This window comes from Streptomyces sp. NPDC057010 (genome assembly GCF_042673805.1).
Lineage (GTDB): Bacteria > Actinomycetota > Actinomycetes > Streptomycetales > Streptomycetaceae > Streptomyces.
Genome location: NZ_JBHUSC010000019.1, coordinates 37,600 through 54,027 on the forward strand (window position 1 = coordinate 37,600; position 16,428 = coordinate 54,027).

14 protein-coding genes and 1 tRNA gene are annotated in these 16,428 nt (G+C 71.8%); 7 read left to right on the forward strand and 8 right to left on the reverse strand.

What is annotated here, in order from left to right; genetic code table 11:
• Nucleotides 1-388 precede the first annotated feature (388 nt).
• From ACFTXQ_RS18155 to ACFTXQ_RS18170, 4 genes are all read left to right on the forward strand, one after another.
• The gene (locus ACFTXQ_RS18155; protein WP_382641863.1) at nt 389-1,717 is read left to right on the forward strand and encodes a cytochrome P450; all 1,329 of its coding nucleotides are present in this window, start codon (nt 389-391) and stop codon (nt 1,715-1,717) included.
• A complete protein-coding gene (locus tag ACFTXQ_RS18160; protein ID WP_382641865.1) occupies nt 1,714-2,520 on the forward strand; it encodes a thioesterase II family protein in 807 nt (268 codons plus the stop codon). Before ACFTXQ_RS18155 ends, ACFTXQ_RS18160 begins: the two co-directional genes overlap by 4 nt.
• 16 nt (nt 2,521-2,536) lie before the next feature.
• The gene (locus tag ACFTXQ_RS18165) at nt 2,537-3,523 is read left to right on the forward strand and encodes an aldo/keto reductase (RefSeq protein ID WP_382641867.1); all 987 of its coding nucleotides are present in this window, start codon (nt 2,537-2,539) and stop codon (nt 3,521-3,523) included.
• A gap of 99 nt (nt 3,524-3,622) precedes the next feature.
• Nucleotides 3,623-3,925 carry a putative quinol monooxygenase gene (locus ACFTXQ_RS18170; RefSeq protein ID WP_382641869.1) on the forward strand — a complete coding sequence of 101 codons (303 nt, stop codon included), beginning with the start codon at nt 3,623-3,625 and terminating at the stop codon, nt 3,923-3,925.
• 103 nt (nt 3,926-4,028) lie between these two features.
• On the opposite strand, the gene ACFTXQ_RS18175 is transcribed toward ACFTXQ_RS18170, so the two are convergent.
• The 7 genes from ACFTXQ_RS18175 to galU form a co-directional block, all read right to left on the reverse strand.
• A tRNA-Ala gene (locus ACFTXQ_RS18175) sits at nt 4,029-4,102 on the reverse strand.
• 78 nt (nt 4,103-4,180) lie between these two features.
• Nucleotides 4,181-5,191 (reverse strand): hypothetical protein, encoded by a 1,011-nt coding sequence (locus ACFTXQ_RS18180; protein WP_382641871.1) that lies wholly within the window; start codon nt 5,189-5,191, stop codon nt 4,181-4,183.
• A gap of 156 nt (nt 5,192-5,347) precedes the next feature.
• On the reverse strand, nt 5,348-5,980 hold the full coding sequence (locus ACFTXQ_RS18185) for a GNAT family N-acetyltransferase (RefSeq protein WP_382641990.1): 633 nt from the start codon (nt 5,978-5,980) through the stop codon (nt 5,348-5,350).
• Nucleotides 5,977-6,477 carry a molybdenum cofactor biosynthesis protein B gene (locus tag ACFTXQ_RS18190; protein WP_382641992.1) on the reverse strand — a complete coding sequence of 167 codons (501 nt, stop codon included), beginning with the start codon at nt 6,475-6,477 and terminating at the stop codon, nt 5,977-5,979. The genes ACFTXQ_RS18185 and ACFTXQ_RS18190 overlap by 4 nt, the downstream gene beginning before the upstream one ends.
• Nucleotides 6,478-6,557: 80 nt before the next feature.
• Complete coding sequence (gene moaC / locus ACFTXQ_RS18195) at nt 6,558-7,037, reverse strand: cyclic pyranopterin monophosphate synthase MoaC (protein WP_215015680.1); 480 nt, start codon at nt 7,035-7,037, stop codon at nt 6,558-6,560.
• A 73-nt stretch (nt 7,038-7,110) separates the two neighbouring features.
• Nucleotides 7,111-8,451 carry a gephyrin-like molybdotransferase Glp gene (glp, locus tag ACFTXQ_RS18200; protein ID WP_382641873.1) on the reverse strand — a complete coding sequence of 447 codons (1,341 nt, stop codon included), beginning with the start codon at nt 8,449-8,451 and terminating at the stop codon, nt 7,111-7,113.
• Nucleotides 8,452-8,455: 4 nt separating this feature from the next.
• Nucleotides 8,456-9,358: a UTP--glucose-1-phosphate uridylyltransferase GalU gene (galU, locus tag ACFTXQ_RS18205; RefSeq protein WP_382641875.1), complete on the reverse strand. Its 903-nt coding sequence runs from the start codon at nt 9,356-9,358 to the stop codon at nt 8,456-8,458.
• Nucleotides 9,359-9,453: 95 nt separating this feature from the next.
• On the opposite strand from galU, the gene ACFTXQ_RS18210 reads away from it, so the two are divergent.
• Nucleotides 9,454-10,065 (forward strand): 5-formyltetrahydrofolate cyclo-ligase, encoded by a 612-nt coding sequence (locus ACFTXQ_RS18210; protein ID WP_382641877.1) that lies wholly within the window; start codon nt 9,454-9,456, stop codon nt 10,063-10,065.
• 12 nt (nt 10,066-10,077) lie between these two features.
• Here the strand turns inward: ACFTXQ_RS18210 and ACFTXQ_RS18215 are convergent, their stop codons facing one another.
• Entirely contained in the window at nt 10,078-12,915 is a 2,838-nt protein-coding gene (locus ACFTXQ_RS18215; protein ID WP_382641879.1) for a penicillin acylase family protein, read from the reverse strand.
• A gap of 260 nt (nt 12,916-13,175) precedes the next feature.
• On the opposite strand from ACFTXQ_RS18215, the gene ACFTXQ_RS18220 reads away from it, so the two are divergent.
• Entirely contained in the window at nt 13,176-14,666 is a 1,491-nt protein-coding gene (locus ACFTXQ_RS18220; RefSeq protein WP_382641994.1) for a potassium/proton antiporter, read from the forward strand.
• Nucleotides 14,667-15,092: 426 nt separating this feature from the next.
• Nucleotides 15,093-16,415, forward strand: coding sequence for an MFS transporter (locus ACFTXQ_RS18225; protein ID WP_382641881.1), 1,323 nt, complete (start codon nt 15,093-15,095; stop codon nt 16,413-16,415).
• The last annotated feature ends 13 nt before the right edge of the window (nt 16,416-16,428 follow it).

Genomic DNA, 16,428 nt, shown 5'->3' on the forward strand with positions numbered 1-16,428 from the left:
GACCCACCCAGCCCAGCCACATCAAGCCCCGCCGGCGATTGAGGCGCGGGGTCCGGGGCGGAGCCCCGGCAACCCGCCTGTGACGAAGGCCGCTTCACCTTCCCCTTGCCGTCATGTACGTTGTGCGGGCAACGCACCAACGCACCACCGCCCCGTGCCCGGCCTCCCCAGGCCCCCCGCACGGCCCGCCCCGCCCGCGCAAGACCGGCTGGTTCCCCGTCAAGCGCCGCGATGGCCCCCGCTCCGGGACGTACGTATCACCGGATGCCCGCGGGTCCCGTCACTCCGTACGCCTCACCCCGCCCCCGTCCCGTACCCCGGGCCGGAGGCCAAGGGCCACGGACCCGGCGCCGCTCCCACGCCCACCCCGGCGAAAGGAAGACGGGCCTTGACCGTCCACGCCATATCCGACCCCGCCGCGCAGCCCTCCGCGCAGCCCGCCGTACCCCCGCCGGGCTGCCCGATGCACGCGGCCGCCACCGGCGACACCGCCACCCTCGACCTCGTCGACCCCGGCCTGTACAGCGACGGCGACCCGCACCCCGTCTGGCGCCGCATGCGGTCCCTGGACACCCTCACCCGCCACCACGTGGACGACGACCGCTGGTTCTGGAACGTCGTCCGCTTCGACGACTCCGACCAGGTCCTGCGCGACACCGCCACCTTCACCTCCGAGCGCGGGACCATGCTCGACCTGCTCGGCCTGGACGACCCCGCCAGCGGCAAGCAGCTCGCGGCCACCGACCCGCCCCGCCACACCGCCATGCAGGGCCGCCTGAAGAAGGCCCTGGCCATCAAGTCGGTCGACCAGCAGCGCGAGATGATCCGCGACCTCGTGGTCCCGCTCATCGAACCGCTCGGCGACGGCGGCACCTTCGACTTCGCCCAGGCCATGCTGGCGATGCCGATGTCCGTCACCGGCACCATGATGGGCCTGCCCACCGCGGACTGGGCCTGGCTCAACCGGCTCACGACCGTGTGCATCGCGGCCGACGACCCCGAGTACCAGGACCCGGGCGGCCGCGAGGCCACCCTGGAGAACGCCCACCGCGAGCTGTTCGCCTACTTCCAGGACCTGGTCCGCTTCCGCCGGGGCAACCTCGGCGACGACCTGCTGAGCGTGCTGATCTCCACCGAGTTCGAGGGCCGCCACATGGCGGCCGACGAGATCGTCGCGAACTGCTACAGCCTTCTGCTCGGCGCCAACGTCACCACCCCGCACGCCCCCAACTTCGTGATGGCCGAGTTCATCGACAGCGGCGTGCTCCAGGACTGGGCCGCCCACCCGGAGCTCGACGCCACCGGCCTGGAGGAGGCCCTGCGCTGGGCCTCCCCCGTCAACCACTTCCTGCGCTACGCGACCCGCGACATCGAGATCCGCAACACTCTGATCAAGGCGGGCGACGCGGTCGTGGTCTGGCTGGGCTCCGCCAACCGCGACGACCGCGTCTTCGCGCGCGGCTCCGAGTTCGACATCCGCCGCAAGCCCAACAAGCACCTCGCCTTCGGCATCGGCCCGCACTACTGCATCGGGCACAGCGTCGCCCGCGTCAGCCTGAAGACCCTCTTCCACGAACTGTTCACCCGCTTCGAGGACTTCCGGCCCGCCGGCCGCCCCGAGCGGCTGCGCTCCAACTTCGTCTCCGGCTACAAGCACATCCCGATCACCGCCCGCCCCGCGCGCGGCGGCAACGGGCGCGTCCGGCGGGCCGGATGAGCCGCGGGAACCAGGCGAACGCGGTGGCGCCCACCGGCACCCCGTGGCTGCGCCGCTTCCACACCGCCCCGCCCGACGCCCCGCGCGTGCTGGTCTTCCCGCACGCCGGCGGCAACGCCTCGTACTTCTTCCCGTTCTCGGCGGCCCTCGCGGCCCACGCCGAGGTCCTGGTGGTCCAGTACCCGGGCCGTCAGGAGCGCTTCGGCGAGCCGTGCGTCGAGTCCCTGCACGAGCTCGCCGACCTCGTCACCGCCGAGCTCCTCCAAGGCGCCTTCCTCGACCGCCCGTTCACGGTCTTCGGGCACAGCATGGGCTCCTCGCTGGCCTTCGAGGTGGCCTGCCGGCTGCGCGACGCGGGCCACCCGCCCGCCGCGCTCGCCGTCTCCGGCCGCCGCGCCCCCTCGGTGCCCGCGCCCGGCTCCGTACACCTCGCCGACGACGAGACGCTCATCGCCGACATGAAGCTGCTGGGCGGCACCGACACCCGGATGCTCGACCACCCGGAGCTGCTGGCCGCGATCCTGCCCGCCGTGCGCAGCGACTACGTGGCCACCGAGACCTACCGGTTCACCGGCGCCGAGCCCCTCGACTGCCCCGTCACGGCCCTGATCGGCGACATCGACCCCCGCGTGGACACCCCCCAGGCCCGGGCCTGGCGCAACCACACCACGGGCGCCTTCCGGCTGCGCTCGTTCACGGGCGGCCACTTCTACCTCGTACCCCACCTGGACGCCGTGGTAGCGGAGCTGCTGGCAGACCTCCCGCAGCCCACCCAGCGGCACGACCTCGTTTCCCACCCCTGAATCGAAAGGCACCACAGTGAAATTCCGCGTCATCGGCACCGCCCCCGAAACGCGCCGCGAGGTAAGCGTGCTGAGCCTCGGCACGATGACCTTCGGCACCACCGTCGACGAGGCCACCTCGTACGCCATCCTCGACCGCTTCGTGGAGGCGGGCGGCAACTTCATCGACACCTCCAACAACTACGCCTTCTGGGTGAACGGCACCCAGGGCGGCGAGAGCGAGGAACTCGTCGGCCGCTGGCTGCGCAGCCGCGGCATCGGCGACGAGGTCACCGTCGCCACCAAGCTCGGCGCCCGCCCCAACCAGCCCACCAGCGGCTTCAGCCTCGACGTGGAGGGCCTCTCCCCCAAGGTCATCCGCGAGTCGGCGGAGCGCAGCCGCGAGCGCCTCGGCATCGAGCGCATCCACCTGCTGTACGCGCACATCATGGACGAGCACACCCCGCTGGAGGAGACCGTACGGGGCTTCGCCGAGGTCGTCGCCGACGGCACCGCCGGCCTGCTCGGCGCCAGCAACCACTGGGCGTGGCGCGTGGAGAAGGCCCGCACCCTGGCCGCCGCGGCCGGCGTTCCGGGCTACGAGGTGCTCCAGCACCACCACAGCTACCTTCGCCAGCGCACCGACATCCCCAGCCTCCGCTCGCCCGACGGCAACCAGGGCCTGGTCAGCGGCGACCTGCTGAGCTACCTCCGCGCCAACCCGGAGCTCACCCAGGTCTCGTACTCCCCCCTGATCTCCGGCGCCTACGTCCGCGACGACAAGCCGCTCGGCCCGGGCTTCGAGCACGCGGGCACCGAGCCGCGCCTGAAGGCGGTCCGCGAGGTCGCGGCCGAGACGGGCGCCACCGTCAACCAGGTGGTGCTGTCCTGGCTGATGGGCGGCGACATCCCGGTCCTCCCCCTGGTCGGCGCCTCCTCGGTGGCCCAGCTGGAGGAGAACCTCGGCGCGGTGGAACTCGACCTGACCCCGGAGCAGCGCGCGAAGCTCGACTCGGTGCACTGACCTGAGCCGGAGGATCCCGCCCGCTCGGCGGACCGGGCGGGATCCGCGGCCCCGAAAACGGCTTCCGGCCAGGGAACTTGCCGCCCTAGGCTTCGCCGCATGTCACACGCCATACAACTCGTCATCCTGATCAGCACTCTTCCGGGCCGCGGCCGGGAGCAGGTCGAGGCCTACGAGCGCCTCGCCCCGCTCGTCCGCGCCGAAGAGGGCTGCCTGCAGTACGACCTCCACCGGGTCACCGGCGACCCCGACCGCTTCGTCCTCATCGAACGCTGGTCGTCCCGCGAGGCCCTCGCCGCCCACGACGTCACCCCGCACATGATCGAGTCCGACGCCGCCTGCAAGGCGTTCCGGGCCGGCCCCGCGGAGGTCGTCGAACTCTCCCCCGCGCCCCTGGCCTGACAAGTCCCGGGCGGGGGACCGCAAAACGCTGAGATCCCGCCCGGTCTTGCGACCGGACGGGATCTCATGACGTTTCCGAGAGCTACTCGGAAACTGTCGTTTGTGGACCTGTGGGGATTTGAACCCCAGACCCCCTCGATGCGAACGAGGTGCGCTACCAGACTGCGCCACAGGCCCTTGCGACGTGTGAAACATTAGCATCCCCGCGCGGGTGCTCCAAAACGGGTTCCCGGGAGCGTCCGCGCAGGTCACCGATCACTCGTTCGCGGCGCGCGGGCGGTCGTCGCTCTCGTACTGGTCGAAGAGCGGCGTGCGGCCGAGGTCGCGGCCCCGCGGGCGGGGGGTGGCCGGGGTCTTCGGGTCCGGCTTGGGGGGTGCGGGCTGGGCGCGCAGGCGCGGTTCCGTCGGCTCGGCCGTACTCGACCGGGTGGCGCTCCAGGCGTCCGGGGCCGCCGGGCCGGTGGCGCGCGGGGCGACCGGGGCCGTCACGTACGTCGGCAGCGGGACCGGGACCGGCTCCCAGCTGTCACCGCGGGCCGGGCCGCGGTCGCGCTCGCGCTGCTGGTCCACCCACTCGGCGTGGTCGGTCTGCTCCACGAGCGCGCGCCGGCCGGCCTCCTGCGGGGAGACCGGTGGCGCGGGGTCCGGTTCGGCGCCCGCGGCGGCCTCGGACTCGCGGCGGCGCGGGCGGTTCTCCCGCAGCTGCCGCGCCGCGGCCTCGGCGCGCCGCCGGTCCATCGTGAACTCGTAGCGGCGCCGCTCCTGGACCCGCAGGTGCACGATGTAGGCGCTCAGCAGGAGGGCGGGCACCGCGGGGGCCCACAGGAAACGCAGCCCGCCGACGGCGGCGACGACCGCGCCCAGGGTGAAGAGGAGGAAGAGGATGGCGGTGGTGCGCCGGCGGCGTGCGAGCACCTGGAGGCGCTGCTCCCGCCGGACCCGTTCGGCCGCGACCGATCTGTGCTCCGCCCTGGTCGGGGGCACGGCGACGGCCCGGGCGTCGGCGTCCACGGAATTGACCGTTTCCGTCGCGGCGTCCGGGTCCGCGTGGGGCTGGGGCTCCGCCTCTTCACCACCGCGCTCACGGAGTCCCTTGGCGTAACGGCGCTCCATTCCCGCCCGGCCGGAAAGCAGCCGAATGGCAGTGGAGAAGCGTTCCGTCGGACGGGCTTCGTTCAGCTCGTCCTGCCTCCGGAGCCACATGGGCACCAAGTAGGCGGCCCAGGCCCCGACGATGACTGCGTAGATGAGGCCGCTGCTGCTCACACCTCACACCGTAGAGGGGCGCGGCCGAGGGGATCGGCCAATTGGGCCGGTGTGTCGCGCGATCTCGCTGATATCACGGACTTTTTTTGTGATTCTTCGGATCAGGTTATGGACGAATCGGTTGCCCGCGGGCATCAATTCGAACGAATATTCGCTTTATTGTTTCGGGTGGGACTGCGAGTGCCGCGCCCGGTGCCAGCGCCGCAGCAGCCCCTCCGGCACCTCTTCCACCGTGACCGCGTAGACGAGGTGGTCGCGCCAGGCCCCGTCGATGTGCAGGTAGCGCGGCCGCAGCCCCTCCTCGCGCAGGCCCAGCTTCTCCACGACCCGCCGGCTCGGCCCGTTCTCCGGGCGGATGCACACCTCGATGCGGTGCAGCCCGACCTTCCCGAAGCAGTGGTCCACCGCGAGCGCGACCGCCGTCGGCATCACGCCGCGGCCCGCCACCTCCCGGTCCACCCAGTAGCCGATGTGGCCCGCGCACATGGATCCCCAGGTGATCCCGGCGACGGTCAGCTGGCCCACCAGCCTGCCCTGGTACTCGATGACGAAGGGCAGCATCCGGCCCGCGTTCGCCTCCGCCCGCAGATGGCGCACCATCTGGCGGTACGTCGGCCGCTGGATCACCGGCCCCCACGGCGCGGGCGGCGGAATCGTCGCCTCCCACGGCCGGAGCCATTCGCGGTTGCGCCGGTTGACCTCGCGCCAGGCCTTCTGGTCCCGCAGTTTTATCGGCCGGAGCGTGACGTCGCCGTCCGTCAGGACCGCCGGCCAGGAGGGGCCGTTCAGGTCGCGCTCCCGGGTGCCTGCGCCGGTCTGGGGTGGTCTCCGCCCCGGATCTGGTCCACGGCGTGCAGCAGGAGGCGGGACAGGACGGCGAGGCCGTCGCTCACCCCGCCCGTGGAACCCGGCAGGTTGACGATCAGGGTGTGCCCGGCCACGCCCGCCAGGCCCCGGGACAGGGCCGCGGTCGGCACCTTCGCCAGGCCCTCGGCGCGGATGGCCTGCGGGATGCCCGGGATCTCGTAGTCGAGCACCTTCGCGGTGGCGTCCGGGGTGCGGTCGGTCGGCGAGATGCCGGTGCCGCCGGTGGTCAGGATGACGTCGTACCCGGCGGCCACGCCCTCGCGCAGCGCCTGCTCGACGGGATCCCCGTCCGGGACGACCCGCGGGCCGTCCACCGCGAAGCCGAGCTTCTCCAGGCCGTCCGCCAGCAGCGGGCCGCCCTTGTCGGCGTACACGCCCTGCGAGGCCCGGTTCGAGGCCGTGACGACCAGTCCGCGCAGCGAGGGCGCCGCGGGGGCCGCGGCCGGCGCCGCCTGCGGTGCGTGGCTGTGGCTGTGGACCTCGCCGCCGCGCGGGGCGTTCACGAGCGCGCCCAGTCGCCGGACTTGCCGCCGGTCTTCTCCTCCACCCGCACGTCCGTGATGACCGCGCCCTTGTCGACGGCCTTGACCATGTCGATCACGGTCAGCCCGGCGACCGCGACGGCGGTCAGCGCCTCCATCTCGACGCCCGTGCGGTCGGTCGTCTTCACGGTGGCGAGGATCTCCACGGCGTCGTCGGCGACCGACAGGTCCACCTTCACGCCGGAGACGGCCAGCGGGTGGCACAGCGGGATCAGATCGGGCGTCTTCTTCGCGCCCATGATCCCGGCGATCCGCGCGGTGGCGAGGGCGTCGCCCTTGGGAACGCCCTCGCCGCGCAGCAGCTCGATCACCCGGGGGGAGACGAGGACCCGCCCGCTGGCCCGCGCCGTGCGGGTGGTGACGTCCTTCTCGGAGACGTCGACCATCCGGGCCGCGCCGGCCTCGTCGATGTGCGTCAGCCTGCTCTGGGTACTCATTGCTGTGCCGCTCCGCTCTGGGCCCGCGGGGGGCCTGTGTGGTGCGACACACGCTACCCGCACCGGCCGGGTGTCAGCCGAGCAGGACCACTTCCAGCTCGGTCCCGGGCTCCACCGAGGTGACGTCCTCCGGTACGACCATCAGCGAGTCGGCGTGCGCCAGTGCGGCGATCAGGTGGGAGCCCGATCCGCCGACCGGGCTGACCGTGCCGGTCGCGGCGTCGTACTTGCCGCGCAGGAACTGGCGGCGGCCGGCCGGGGAACCCAGCGCCTTGTCGGCCTCCAGCACCGCCCGTACGGTCGGCCGGCCCACCTCGGACTCCGGCAGGCCCATGAGAGCGCGGATCGCGGGGCGCACGAACAGCTCGAAGGAGACGTACGAGGACACCGGGTTGCCGGGCAGCGCCAGCAGCGGGGTGTGGTCCGGGCCGATCGTGCCGAAGCCCTGCGGCTTGCCGGGCTGCATGGCGAGCTTGCGGAAGTCGATCCCGCTGCCCTCCACGTCGTCCTCGCCCGCGGCCACGGAGGTCAGCGCCTCCTTGACCACGTCGTACGCGCCGACGCTGACCCCGCCCGTGGTGACCAGCAGGTCGGCCCGGATCAGCTGGTCCTCGATGGTGGCGCGCAGGGTGTCGGCGTCGTCCGCGACGGCGCCGACCCGGTAGGCGAGGGCCCCGGCGTCCCGCGCGGCCGCGGCCAGCGCGAAGCTGTTGGAGTCGTAGATCGTCCCGGAGGTCAGCGCCTCGCCCGGCTGGACCAGCTCGCTGCCGGTGGACAGCACGACCACGCGCGGCCGCGGCCGCACCCGGACGGTGCCGCGCCCGATGGCGGCCAGCAGGGCGATCTGCGGCGGACCCAGGACGGTGCCGGCCGCCAGGGCCAGGTCGCCGGCCTGGACGTCGCTGCCGCGCGCGCGGACGTGCGCCCGCGCCTCGGCGGCCCGGTGCACGCGCACCTCGCCGGCCGCACCCTCGGGGGCGGCACTGGCCGGGGTCATCCCGGAGGCCGCGCCCCCGCCCGTACCGCCGTCGGTCCACTCCACCGGGACGACGGCTTCCGCGCCGGGCGGCAGCGGGGCGCCGGTCATGATCCGGGCGGCCTGCCCGGGGCCGACGGTGGGCAGCTCACCGCTGCCCGCCGCGACGTCCCCGATGACCGTCAGCACCGCGGGGAACTCCTCGCTCGCGCCCTGGACGTCCGCCGTACGGACGGCGTACCCGTCCATCGAGCTGTTGTCGAAGGGCGGGAGGGCGACGGGCACGGTGACGTCCTCGACCAGGACACAGCCCTGGGCGTCCAGCAGCTGGAGCTCGATGGGCTCCAGCGGCCGGACGGTGGCGAGGACGTCCGCGAGGTGCTCGTCCACCGACCACAGACGGTGGTGGCCCGTGTCCTGCGGCGCGGAACTGCTCAAGGTCCTACATCTCCTCCGTGACGTAACGGTGAAGCCAGGTGCGGAACTCCGGGCCCAGGTCCTCACGCTCGCACGCGAGGCGGACGATGGCCCGCAGGTAGTCGCCGCGGTCCCCGGTGTCGTAGCGGCGACCCCGGAAGACCACGCCGTGCACCGGACCGCCGACGGTCTCGTCGGCGGCCAGCTTCTGCAGGGCGTCGGTGAGCTGGATCTCCCCACCGCGGCCCGGCTCGGTCTCCCGCAGTATGTCGAAGATCGCGGGGTTGAGGACGTAGCGTCCGATAACCGCGAAGTTGCTGGGGGCATCGGCCGGGTCCGGCTTCTCGACGAGTCCGGTGATCCGGACCACGTCCTCCTCGTCCGTGGCCTCGACGGCGGCGCAGCCGTAGAGGTGCACGTTGGCCGGATCCACCTCCATGAGCGCGATCACGGTGCCGCCGGTGCGCGCGTGGATCTCGGACATCTGGCGCAGCAGCGGGTCGCGGGGGTCGATGAGGTCGTCGCCGAGGAGGACGGCGAAGGGCTCGCGGCCGACGTGCGGCTCGGCGCACAGCACGGCGTGGCCCAGGCCCCGCGGGTCGCCCTGGCGGACGTAGTGCATGGTGGCGAGGTCGCTGGATTCCTGGACCTTCTTCAGCCGGTCGTCGTCGCCCTTGGCGGCGAGCGCCGACTCCAGCTCGTAGTTCCGGTCGAAGTGGTCTTCCAGGGCACGCTTGTTACGCCCAGTGATCATGAGCACGTCGTCGAGCCCGGCCGCCACGGCCTCCTCGACCACGTATTGGATGGCCGGCTTGTCCACAACCGGGAGCATTTCCTTCGGCGTCGCCTTGGTCGCGGGAAGGAACCGAGTGCCGAGGCCCGCGGCCGGAATCACGGCCTTCTTGATCACGGGGTGCAACATAGTCATGCCCCGAACGATAGTGGGTCCCGCCGAATGCCAGGCCAGATCGCGGTAGGTAGATCCATTTATGTAACCAATTCGCAAGGAGATTCTCACCTCCCGTGTCCGAGACCCAGCACCCCTCCTCCGCCGCCAAGGCCGCCCTGCGCCGGGAACTCCTCGCCGCCCGCCGCGCCTTGTCCCCCGACACCTGCCGTACGGCGGCCGACGCCCTCGCGGTCAGGGCCCTCGAACTGCCCGAACTGGCCGGTGCGCGGACGGTCGCGGCCTACGTCTCCGTCGGCACCGAACCCGGCACCCGCGCCCTGCTCGACGCCCTGCGCGCGGCCGGCAAGCGGGTGCTGCTGCCCCTGCTGCTGCCGGACAACGACCTCGACTGGGCGGCGTACGAAGGCCCGGGCAGCCTCGCCGAGGCCGCGCACCCGGGGAAGATGCGGCTGCTGGAGCCGACCGGCCCGGCGCTCGGCCCGGAGGCGGTGACGGGGGCGGAGGCCGTGCTGCTGCCGGGGCTGGCGGTGGACGCCCGCGGGATGCGGCTCGGCCGGGGCGGGGGCTCCTACGACCGGGTCCTGGAGCGGCTGGAGCGCGCCGGGGCCCATCCGGCGCTGGTCGTGCTCCTCTACGACGACGAGGTGGTCGCGCGGGTCCCGGAGGAGCCGCACGACCACCCCGTCCAGGCGGTGGCCACCCCGTCCGGGGTGGTGCGCTTCTGAGGCTTCGGCCGGCTAGGGCTTCAGCGTCAGGGTGTCGACCGCGGCCTTGTCCACGGCCTCCTTGCCGAAGGGCCAGTCGAGCAGCTCGCCCTTGGCCCACATCGTGGTCTGGTCCGTGTAGTGCGAGTTGTACGCGTGCCCCGAGGCGCCGGTGAGGTTGATCCAGCGGGACTTGTCGAGGTCGTTGAGGTTGACGACCATCCGCATCGACGGCACCCAGGTGACCCCGTAGCCGCTGGAGGCGTTCCAGCCCGTCGCGTTGACGGTGGCCTCGCCGCCGCCCAGGTTCCACGGGCCGCGGTTCAGGACCCACTGCATGAAGCCGGGGCCCTCGGTGCCGATCGTCTGGTTCTTCAGCGTGAGCTGGTGCAGGCGGCCCCAGCTCCAGGTGGACTGGTCCTTGCCGAGCTTGGCGGTCAGCTCCCAGCGGGCGTCCTTCATGGCCCGCGCGAACAGCTCGTCGCGGGTGGCGGTCTCCGGCTGGTTGCGGGCGGCGGCCGACTTCCACCAGGGCGACTTCTCGTCCTTGACCAGGCGGCGGACCACCTCGAACCAGCGGTCGCCGCCGTCGGGCTGCGCCGAGTCGGAGCCGCGGGTACCGCACTCGCGGACCACCTCGGCGAGGTCGTCGGCGGGGCCGTTGCCGGTGCCGCGCACGTTCATGCAGCTGCCCTCGATCCGCAGCTCCTTCGGCATCTTGTCGCCGAAGGCCAGCTTGAGGATGTTGCGCCAGACCGCGTTGAAGTAGGCGGCGGCCGCGGAGTCGGGCTCCTGGGTGTAGTTCCAGCCGTCGAGGAGCTTCTGCGCGGAGCGGACGTCCGGGTCCGAGACCTCGATCTTGGCCAGCATCGGGGTCAGCAGCGCGGCGATCTCGCTGCTGTTGTCCATCTGCATGGTGCGCATGTCGTCGGTCGAGATCCTGCCGCTGTCCTTGATCTTCGCCTCGATGAGGTCGTTGATCCGCTGGCTGCGGGCGCCGTAGCCCCAGTCAGTGGTCAGCAGGTTCGGGTACTTGCCCGCGCCGGTGCCGCCCTCGGCGACCGCCTGGTTGGCGGTGACGATGTAGCCGCGGGAGGGGTTGTAGTCCCAGGGCAGCTCGTTCTGCTGGAGGTAGCCGGCGTTGCCGTCCCTGCCGCCCTTCCAGGCGTACTTGGAGTCCCAGCCGGGGGCGGGCATGCGGCCGTCGCCCTGGTTGCGGACGGGGATGCGGCCCGGGGCCTGGTAGCCGATGTTGCCGTTGGGGCCCTTGTTGTCGGCGTAGATCAGGTTCTGCGAGGGGACCTCGAAGTCGGCGGCCGCCTTGCGGAAGTCGTCGAAGGTCTTGGCCTTGTCGAGCTTGAAGACCGCGTCCATGGACTTGCCCGGGTCCAGGGCGGTCCAGCGCAGGGCGATCGCGTAGCCGTCGCCGCGGTCGGGGGCCGAGCTGGCGACGGGGGCGCGGTCGCCGACGGTGCCGAGTTCGTCGCTGCGGTCGGAGATCAGCGGGCCGTTGTTGGTGGTGCGGACGGTGATCTTCTTGCTCTTGGCGCCCGCGATCTTGATCTCCTCCTCACGGATGGTGAAGGGGAGCACCTTGTTGTCGTAGACGTAGCCCTCGGGCTTGACCTGCTCCAGGTAGAGGTCGGTGACGTCGGCGCCGAGGTTGGTCATGCCCCAGGCGATGTCGGCGTTGTGGCCGATGACCACGCCGGGCATGCCGGAGAAGGTGAAGCCGGCCACGTCGTACTGGCACTGGGCCGAGGCGGTGCGGCAGTGCAGGCCCATCTGGTACCAGACCGAGGGCAGCTGCGGGGAGAGGTGCGGGTCGTTCGCGAGGAGCGGCTTGCCGGTCGTCGTGTACTTGCCCGAGACGACCCAGCTGTTCGAGCCGATGCCGCTGCCGTTGGGGCCGAGGATCGCGGGGATCTCGTCCAGGCTCTTGGCGAGGGAGGTCAGCTGGGTGCGCAGGCCCACGGTCGCGCCCTGGGCGCCGGCGTTGTCGGCGAGGCCGGTGACGGTGGGGGTGCCGGGTCCGGTGTTCACGGAGGCCTGGGACCCCACGGCGCTGCCGCTGCCGGAGCCGCTGCCCGTGGAGGGGGAGCCCGCGCCCTGGGGCGCGTACTTGCCGCCCTCGGTCTTGCCGCCCTCGACGATCGGCTTGTTCCGGTCGAATGGGTACGGCGGGTAGAGCTCGTCGATCTGCGCCTGCGAGAGCTTGCTCGACATCAGCGCGCGGTCGATCTCGTCCTGCATGTTGCCGCGCAGGTCCCACGCCATCGCCTTGAGCCAGGCCACCGAGTCCACCGGCGACCACTGCTCGGGCTTGTAGTCGGCGCTGAGCGCCAGCGCGGCGTGCTCGACGGAGAGGTCCTTGCCGGCCTTCCCCTTCAGGTACGCGTTGACCCCGTCGGCGTAGGCCTGGAGGTTCTTCTTCGTCTCCGGCGAGAGCTTCTTGTCGAACTCCTCCTGCGCGACCTGGCGCCAGCCGAGGGTGCGCAGGAAGGCGTCGGTCTCGACCTGGCCGGCGCCGAACATCTCCGAGAGCCGCCCGGAGGTCATGTGGCGGCGTACGTCCATCTCCCAGAACCGGTCCTGCGCGTGGACGAAGCCCTGCGCGCGGAAGAGGTCCTCGTCGTTGTCGGCGTAGAGCTGGGGGATGCCGTGGGCATCGCGTTTGACGTCGACGGTCCCGGTCAGGCCGGGCACCTTGAGGGAGCCGGTCGTCTGGGGGAAGGAGGCGCGCACGCTGTCCACGCCCCAGTACGCCCCGTAGCCGAGGCCCGCGAAGAGCGCCAGGACCAGAACGAGCACGATCAGACGGGCGCGTCGTCCCTTCTTCTTGACGGGAGGAGCGGTTTCGTTGGCGGGCATCGCTGTCCTTAGAGGGGCAGGGTGGTCCTGGGAGTGCTGGGAGCAACCATAGGCGCAGGACCGCCTTCGTTGATCCGCCAGGGGTCGAGGTCCGAAGGACAGGGGCGAACAGCCGTTTCACAATGTGGTTATCACGTAAAGGGAGCGTCAAATATTAGGTAAGGTAACGAAGTACTTGCCGAACTTGTCGCCGGGAGGAACGATCCGCCAGGCGCGTTGAGGAGGGCCGCCCGCTGACCGTCCACACGCTCAATGAGCTCCTGCTGGTCTGCTCGCTCGTGCTGCTCGTCGCCGTCGCGGCGGTACGCATCTCTTCACGCAGCGGCCTCCCCAGCCTGCTCATCTACCTCGGCATAGGCATCGCGATAGGCCAGGACGGCATCGGCAACGTCGTATTCGACAACGCCGAGCTGACGCAGGTCATCGGTTATGCCGCGCTCGTCGTGATCCTCGCCGAGGGTGGTCTGGGCACCAAGTGGAAAGAGATCAAGCCGGCCCTGCCGGCGGCGATCGTGCTGTCGCTCGTGGGCGTCGCGGTCAGCGTGGGCGTGACGGCGGCCGGGGCGCACTACCTGGTCGGGCTGGAATGGCGCCAGGCCCTGCTGATCGGCGCGGTCGTCTCCTCGACCGACGCCGCGGCCGTCTTCTCCGTCCTGCGCAAGGTCCCGCTCCCCGCCCGGATCACGGGCGTGCTGGAGGCGGAGTCCGGTTTCAACGACGCACCCGTCGTCATCCTCGTCGTGGCCTTCGCGACCGTCGGCCCGGTGGACGACTGGTACGTCCTGCTCGGCAAGATCGCCCTGGAGCTGGCCATCGGCGCCGCGATCGGCCTCACGGTGGGCTTCCTCGGGGCGTACGGCCTGCGGCACGTGGCGCTGCCCGCCTCGGGCCTCTACCCGATCGCCGTGATGGCGATCGCCGTGGTGGCGTACGCGGCCGGTGCGCTCGCGCACGGCTCGGGCTTCCTCGCCGTGTACCTGGCGGCGATGGTGCTCGGGAACGCGAAGCTCCCGCACTGGCCGGCCACCCGGGGCTTCGCCGACGGGCTCGGCTGGATCGCCCAGATCGGCATGTTCGTGCTGCTGGGCCTGCTGGTCACCCCGCACGAGCTGGCCCAGGACTTCTGGCCGGCCGTGGTGATCGGGCTGGTCCTGACGATGCTGGCGCGGCCGCTGGAGGTCTTCGTCAGCCTGCTGCCCTTCCGGATCGCCTGGCGCGAGCAGGTCCTGATGTCGTGGGCCGGCCTGCGCGGAGCGGTGCCCATCATCCTGGCGACCATCCCGATGGTGTCCGGGATCGAGGGCAGCGACCGCGTCTTCAACATCGTCTTCGTGCTGGTCGTCGTCTACACCCTGGTGCAGGGGCCGACCCTGCCCTGGCTCGCGCGCAAGCTGCGGCTCGGCACCTCGGACGAGACCGCCTCCGACCTCGGCATCGAGTCGGCGCCGCTGGAGAAGCTGCGCGGACACCTGCTCTCCTTCTCCATCCCGCCGGCCTCGCGCATGCACGGCGTCGAGGTGAGCGAGCTGCGGCTGCCGCCGGGGGCCTCGGTGACGCTGGTGGTCCGGGACGCGAAGAGCTTCGTACCGGCGCCTTCGACCGTGCTGCGGCACGGGGACGACCTGCTGGTGGTGGCCACCGATCCGGTACGGGACGCGGCCGAGGCGCGGCTGCGGGCGGTGGCCCGGGGCGGAAAGCTGGCGGGGTGGCTGGGGACCGGCGGGAACGGGTCCACGCGGCTCCACAGGTGACGGATTCACGGAGATTCAAGGGGTCGAAAATCGGACACGCGATGGCCGAAATCGGTTAGAGCGGCGTTCTAATTCGCTCATCTTCGGTGGCGTCCGTCCGGTTTTGCCCCGAATTATGGGGGTTACCTTTGCGAAGCTCCCGTTAATCGCAGGTGAAGACATCCCTTGTCACCGTAATCACAGGGCGTGCTAGCACACCTCCCTGTATGATGAAGGCACACCAGATCGAACCAACTCTGCCTGACGCAGAGCTGGCGCGACCGCAAAGCGGCCGTGGCTCCCTCCCGCAGTGGGCGCCCAGGTATCACTCGGTTCTGCGCAAGAGGACAGCTCTCGGGGCTCCCACATGTACGGGTGCGGTCGCTCACAAGGCGAAGCACCGCCCGCAGACGGGGACGCTCTACCAGGCAGCGGAAAGGCCAGGCCGTGACATCCGCGGTCACGACCGACAAGTCCGCCCGCCCCGGCTACGGGCAGCTCCTGCGCACGCCCGGCGCCCTCAGTTTCCTGCTCCCCGGCTTCGCCGCCCGGCAGCCCTTCGCGATGCTGACGGTCAGCATCGTCCTGCTCGTCCAGCACACCACCGGATCCTTCGGCAGCGCCGGCATCGTCGCCGCCGTCACCGGCGTCTCCATGGCGCTCTTCGCCCCGCAGATGGGCAAGCTCGTCGACCGGCTCGGCCAGAGCCGCGTCCTGGTGCCGGTCGTCCTCGCGCACGCCGCCGCCGTCAGCGCGCTGACCGCGCTCGCCCTGCTCGGCGCACCGCTGTGGGCGCTCGCGCTCGCCGCGGTCCCCGCCGGCGCCTCCGTGCCGCAGGTCGGCCCCATGGTCCGGTCCCGCTGGGCCGCCAAGCTGGAGGGCTCCCCGCTGCTCCAGACCGCGGCGGCGTTCGAGTCCGTCACCGACGAGTTCACCTTCGTGGTGGGCCCCGTGCTGGCGACCTTCCTGTGCACCGCGATCCACCCGTCGGCCGGCCTCGTCACCGAGGCGACGCTGACGGTCGTCGGCGGCCTGCTGTTCGCCGCCCAGCGCGGCACCCAGCCGAAGCCCGTCGCCCGCGCGGCGAACGGCGAGAAGCACGCCTCCGCCCTGTCCTTCGCGGGCCTGCGCGTCCTGATCGTCGCCTTCGTCGGCATCGGCGCCGTCTTCGGCGGCATGCTGGTCTCGGTCGCCGCCTTCTCCGAGGAGATCGGCAACCCGGGCGCCAACGGCCTGCTCTACGGCGTCTTCGCGGGCGGCAACATGATCGCCGGCATCGCCATGGGCGCCATCGCCTGGAAGATCGGCCCGCGCCGCCGCCTGATCCTCGGATACGTCGGCCTCACCGCCGCGGCCTCGGTCCTGTGGGCCGTGCACTCCGCGGTCCTGCTGGGCGCGCTCGGCCTCGTCGTCGGCCTGTGCATCGCCCCGGCGCTGATCACCGGCTACACGATGATCGAGCAGCTGGTCCCCGCCGCCTCCCGGACCGAGGCCTTCACCTGGCTCACCGGAGCGGTCGCCTTCGGGCAGGCCGGCGCCGTGACCCTGGCCGGCCGTCTGACGGACGCGCACGGGTCCTCGTACGGCTTCCTGGTGCCCATGGCGGCCACCGCGCTCGCGCTGGTCACCCTGCTGGCGCTGCGTGCGAAGCTGGCGCCGAAGGCCCCGAGCCGGATCGTGAACTCGTCCGCTCCGGCCGTCTCCAAGGCCGTCCGGAACACGGTGAACGAGCGTGGGATGGGTCACCGCGTGCCGGTGACGGTGGACTGATCCGCCGGAATAC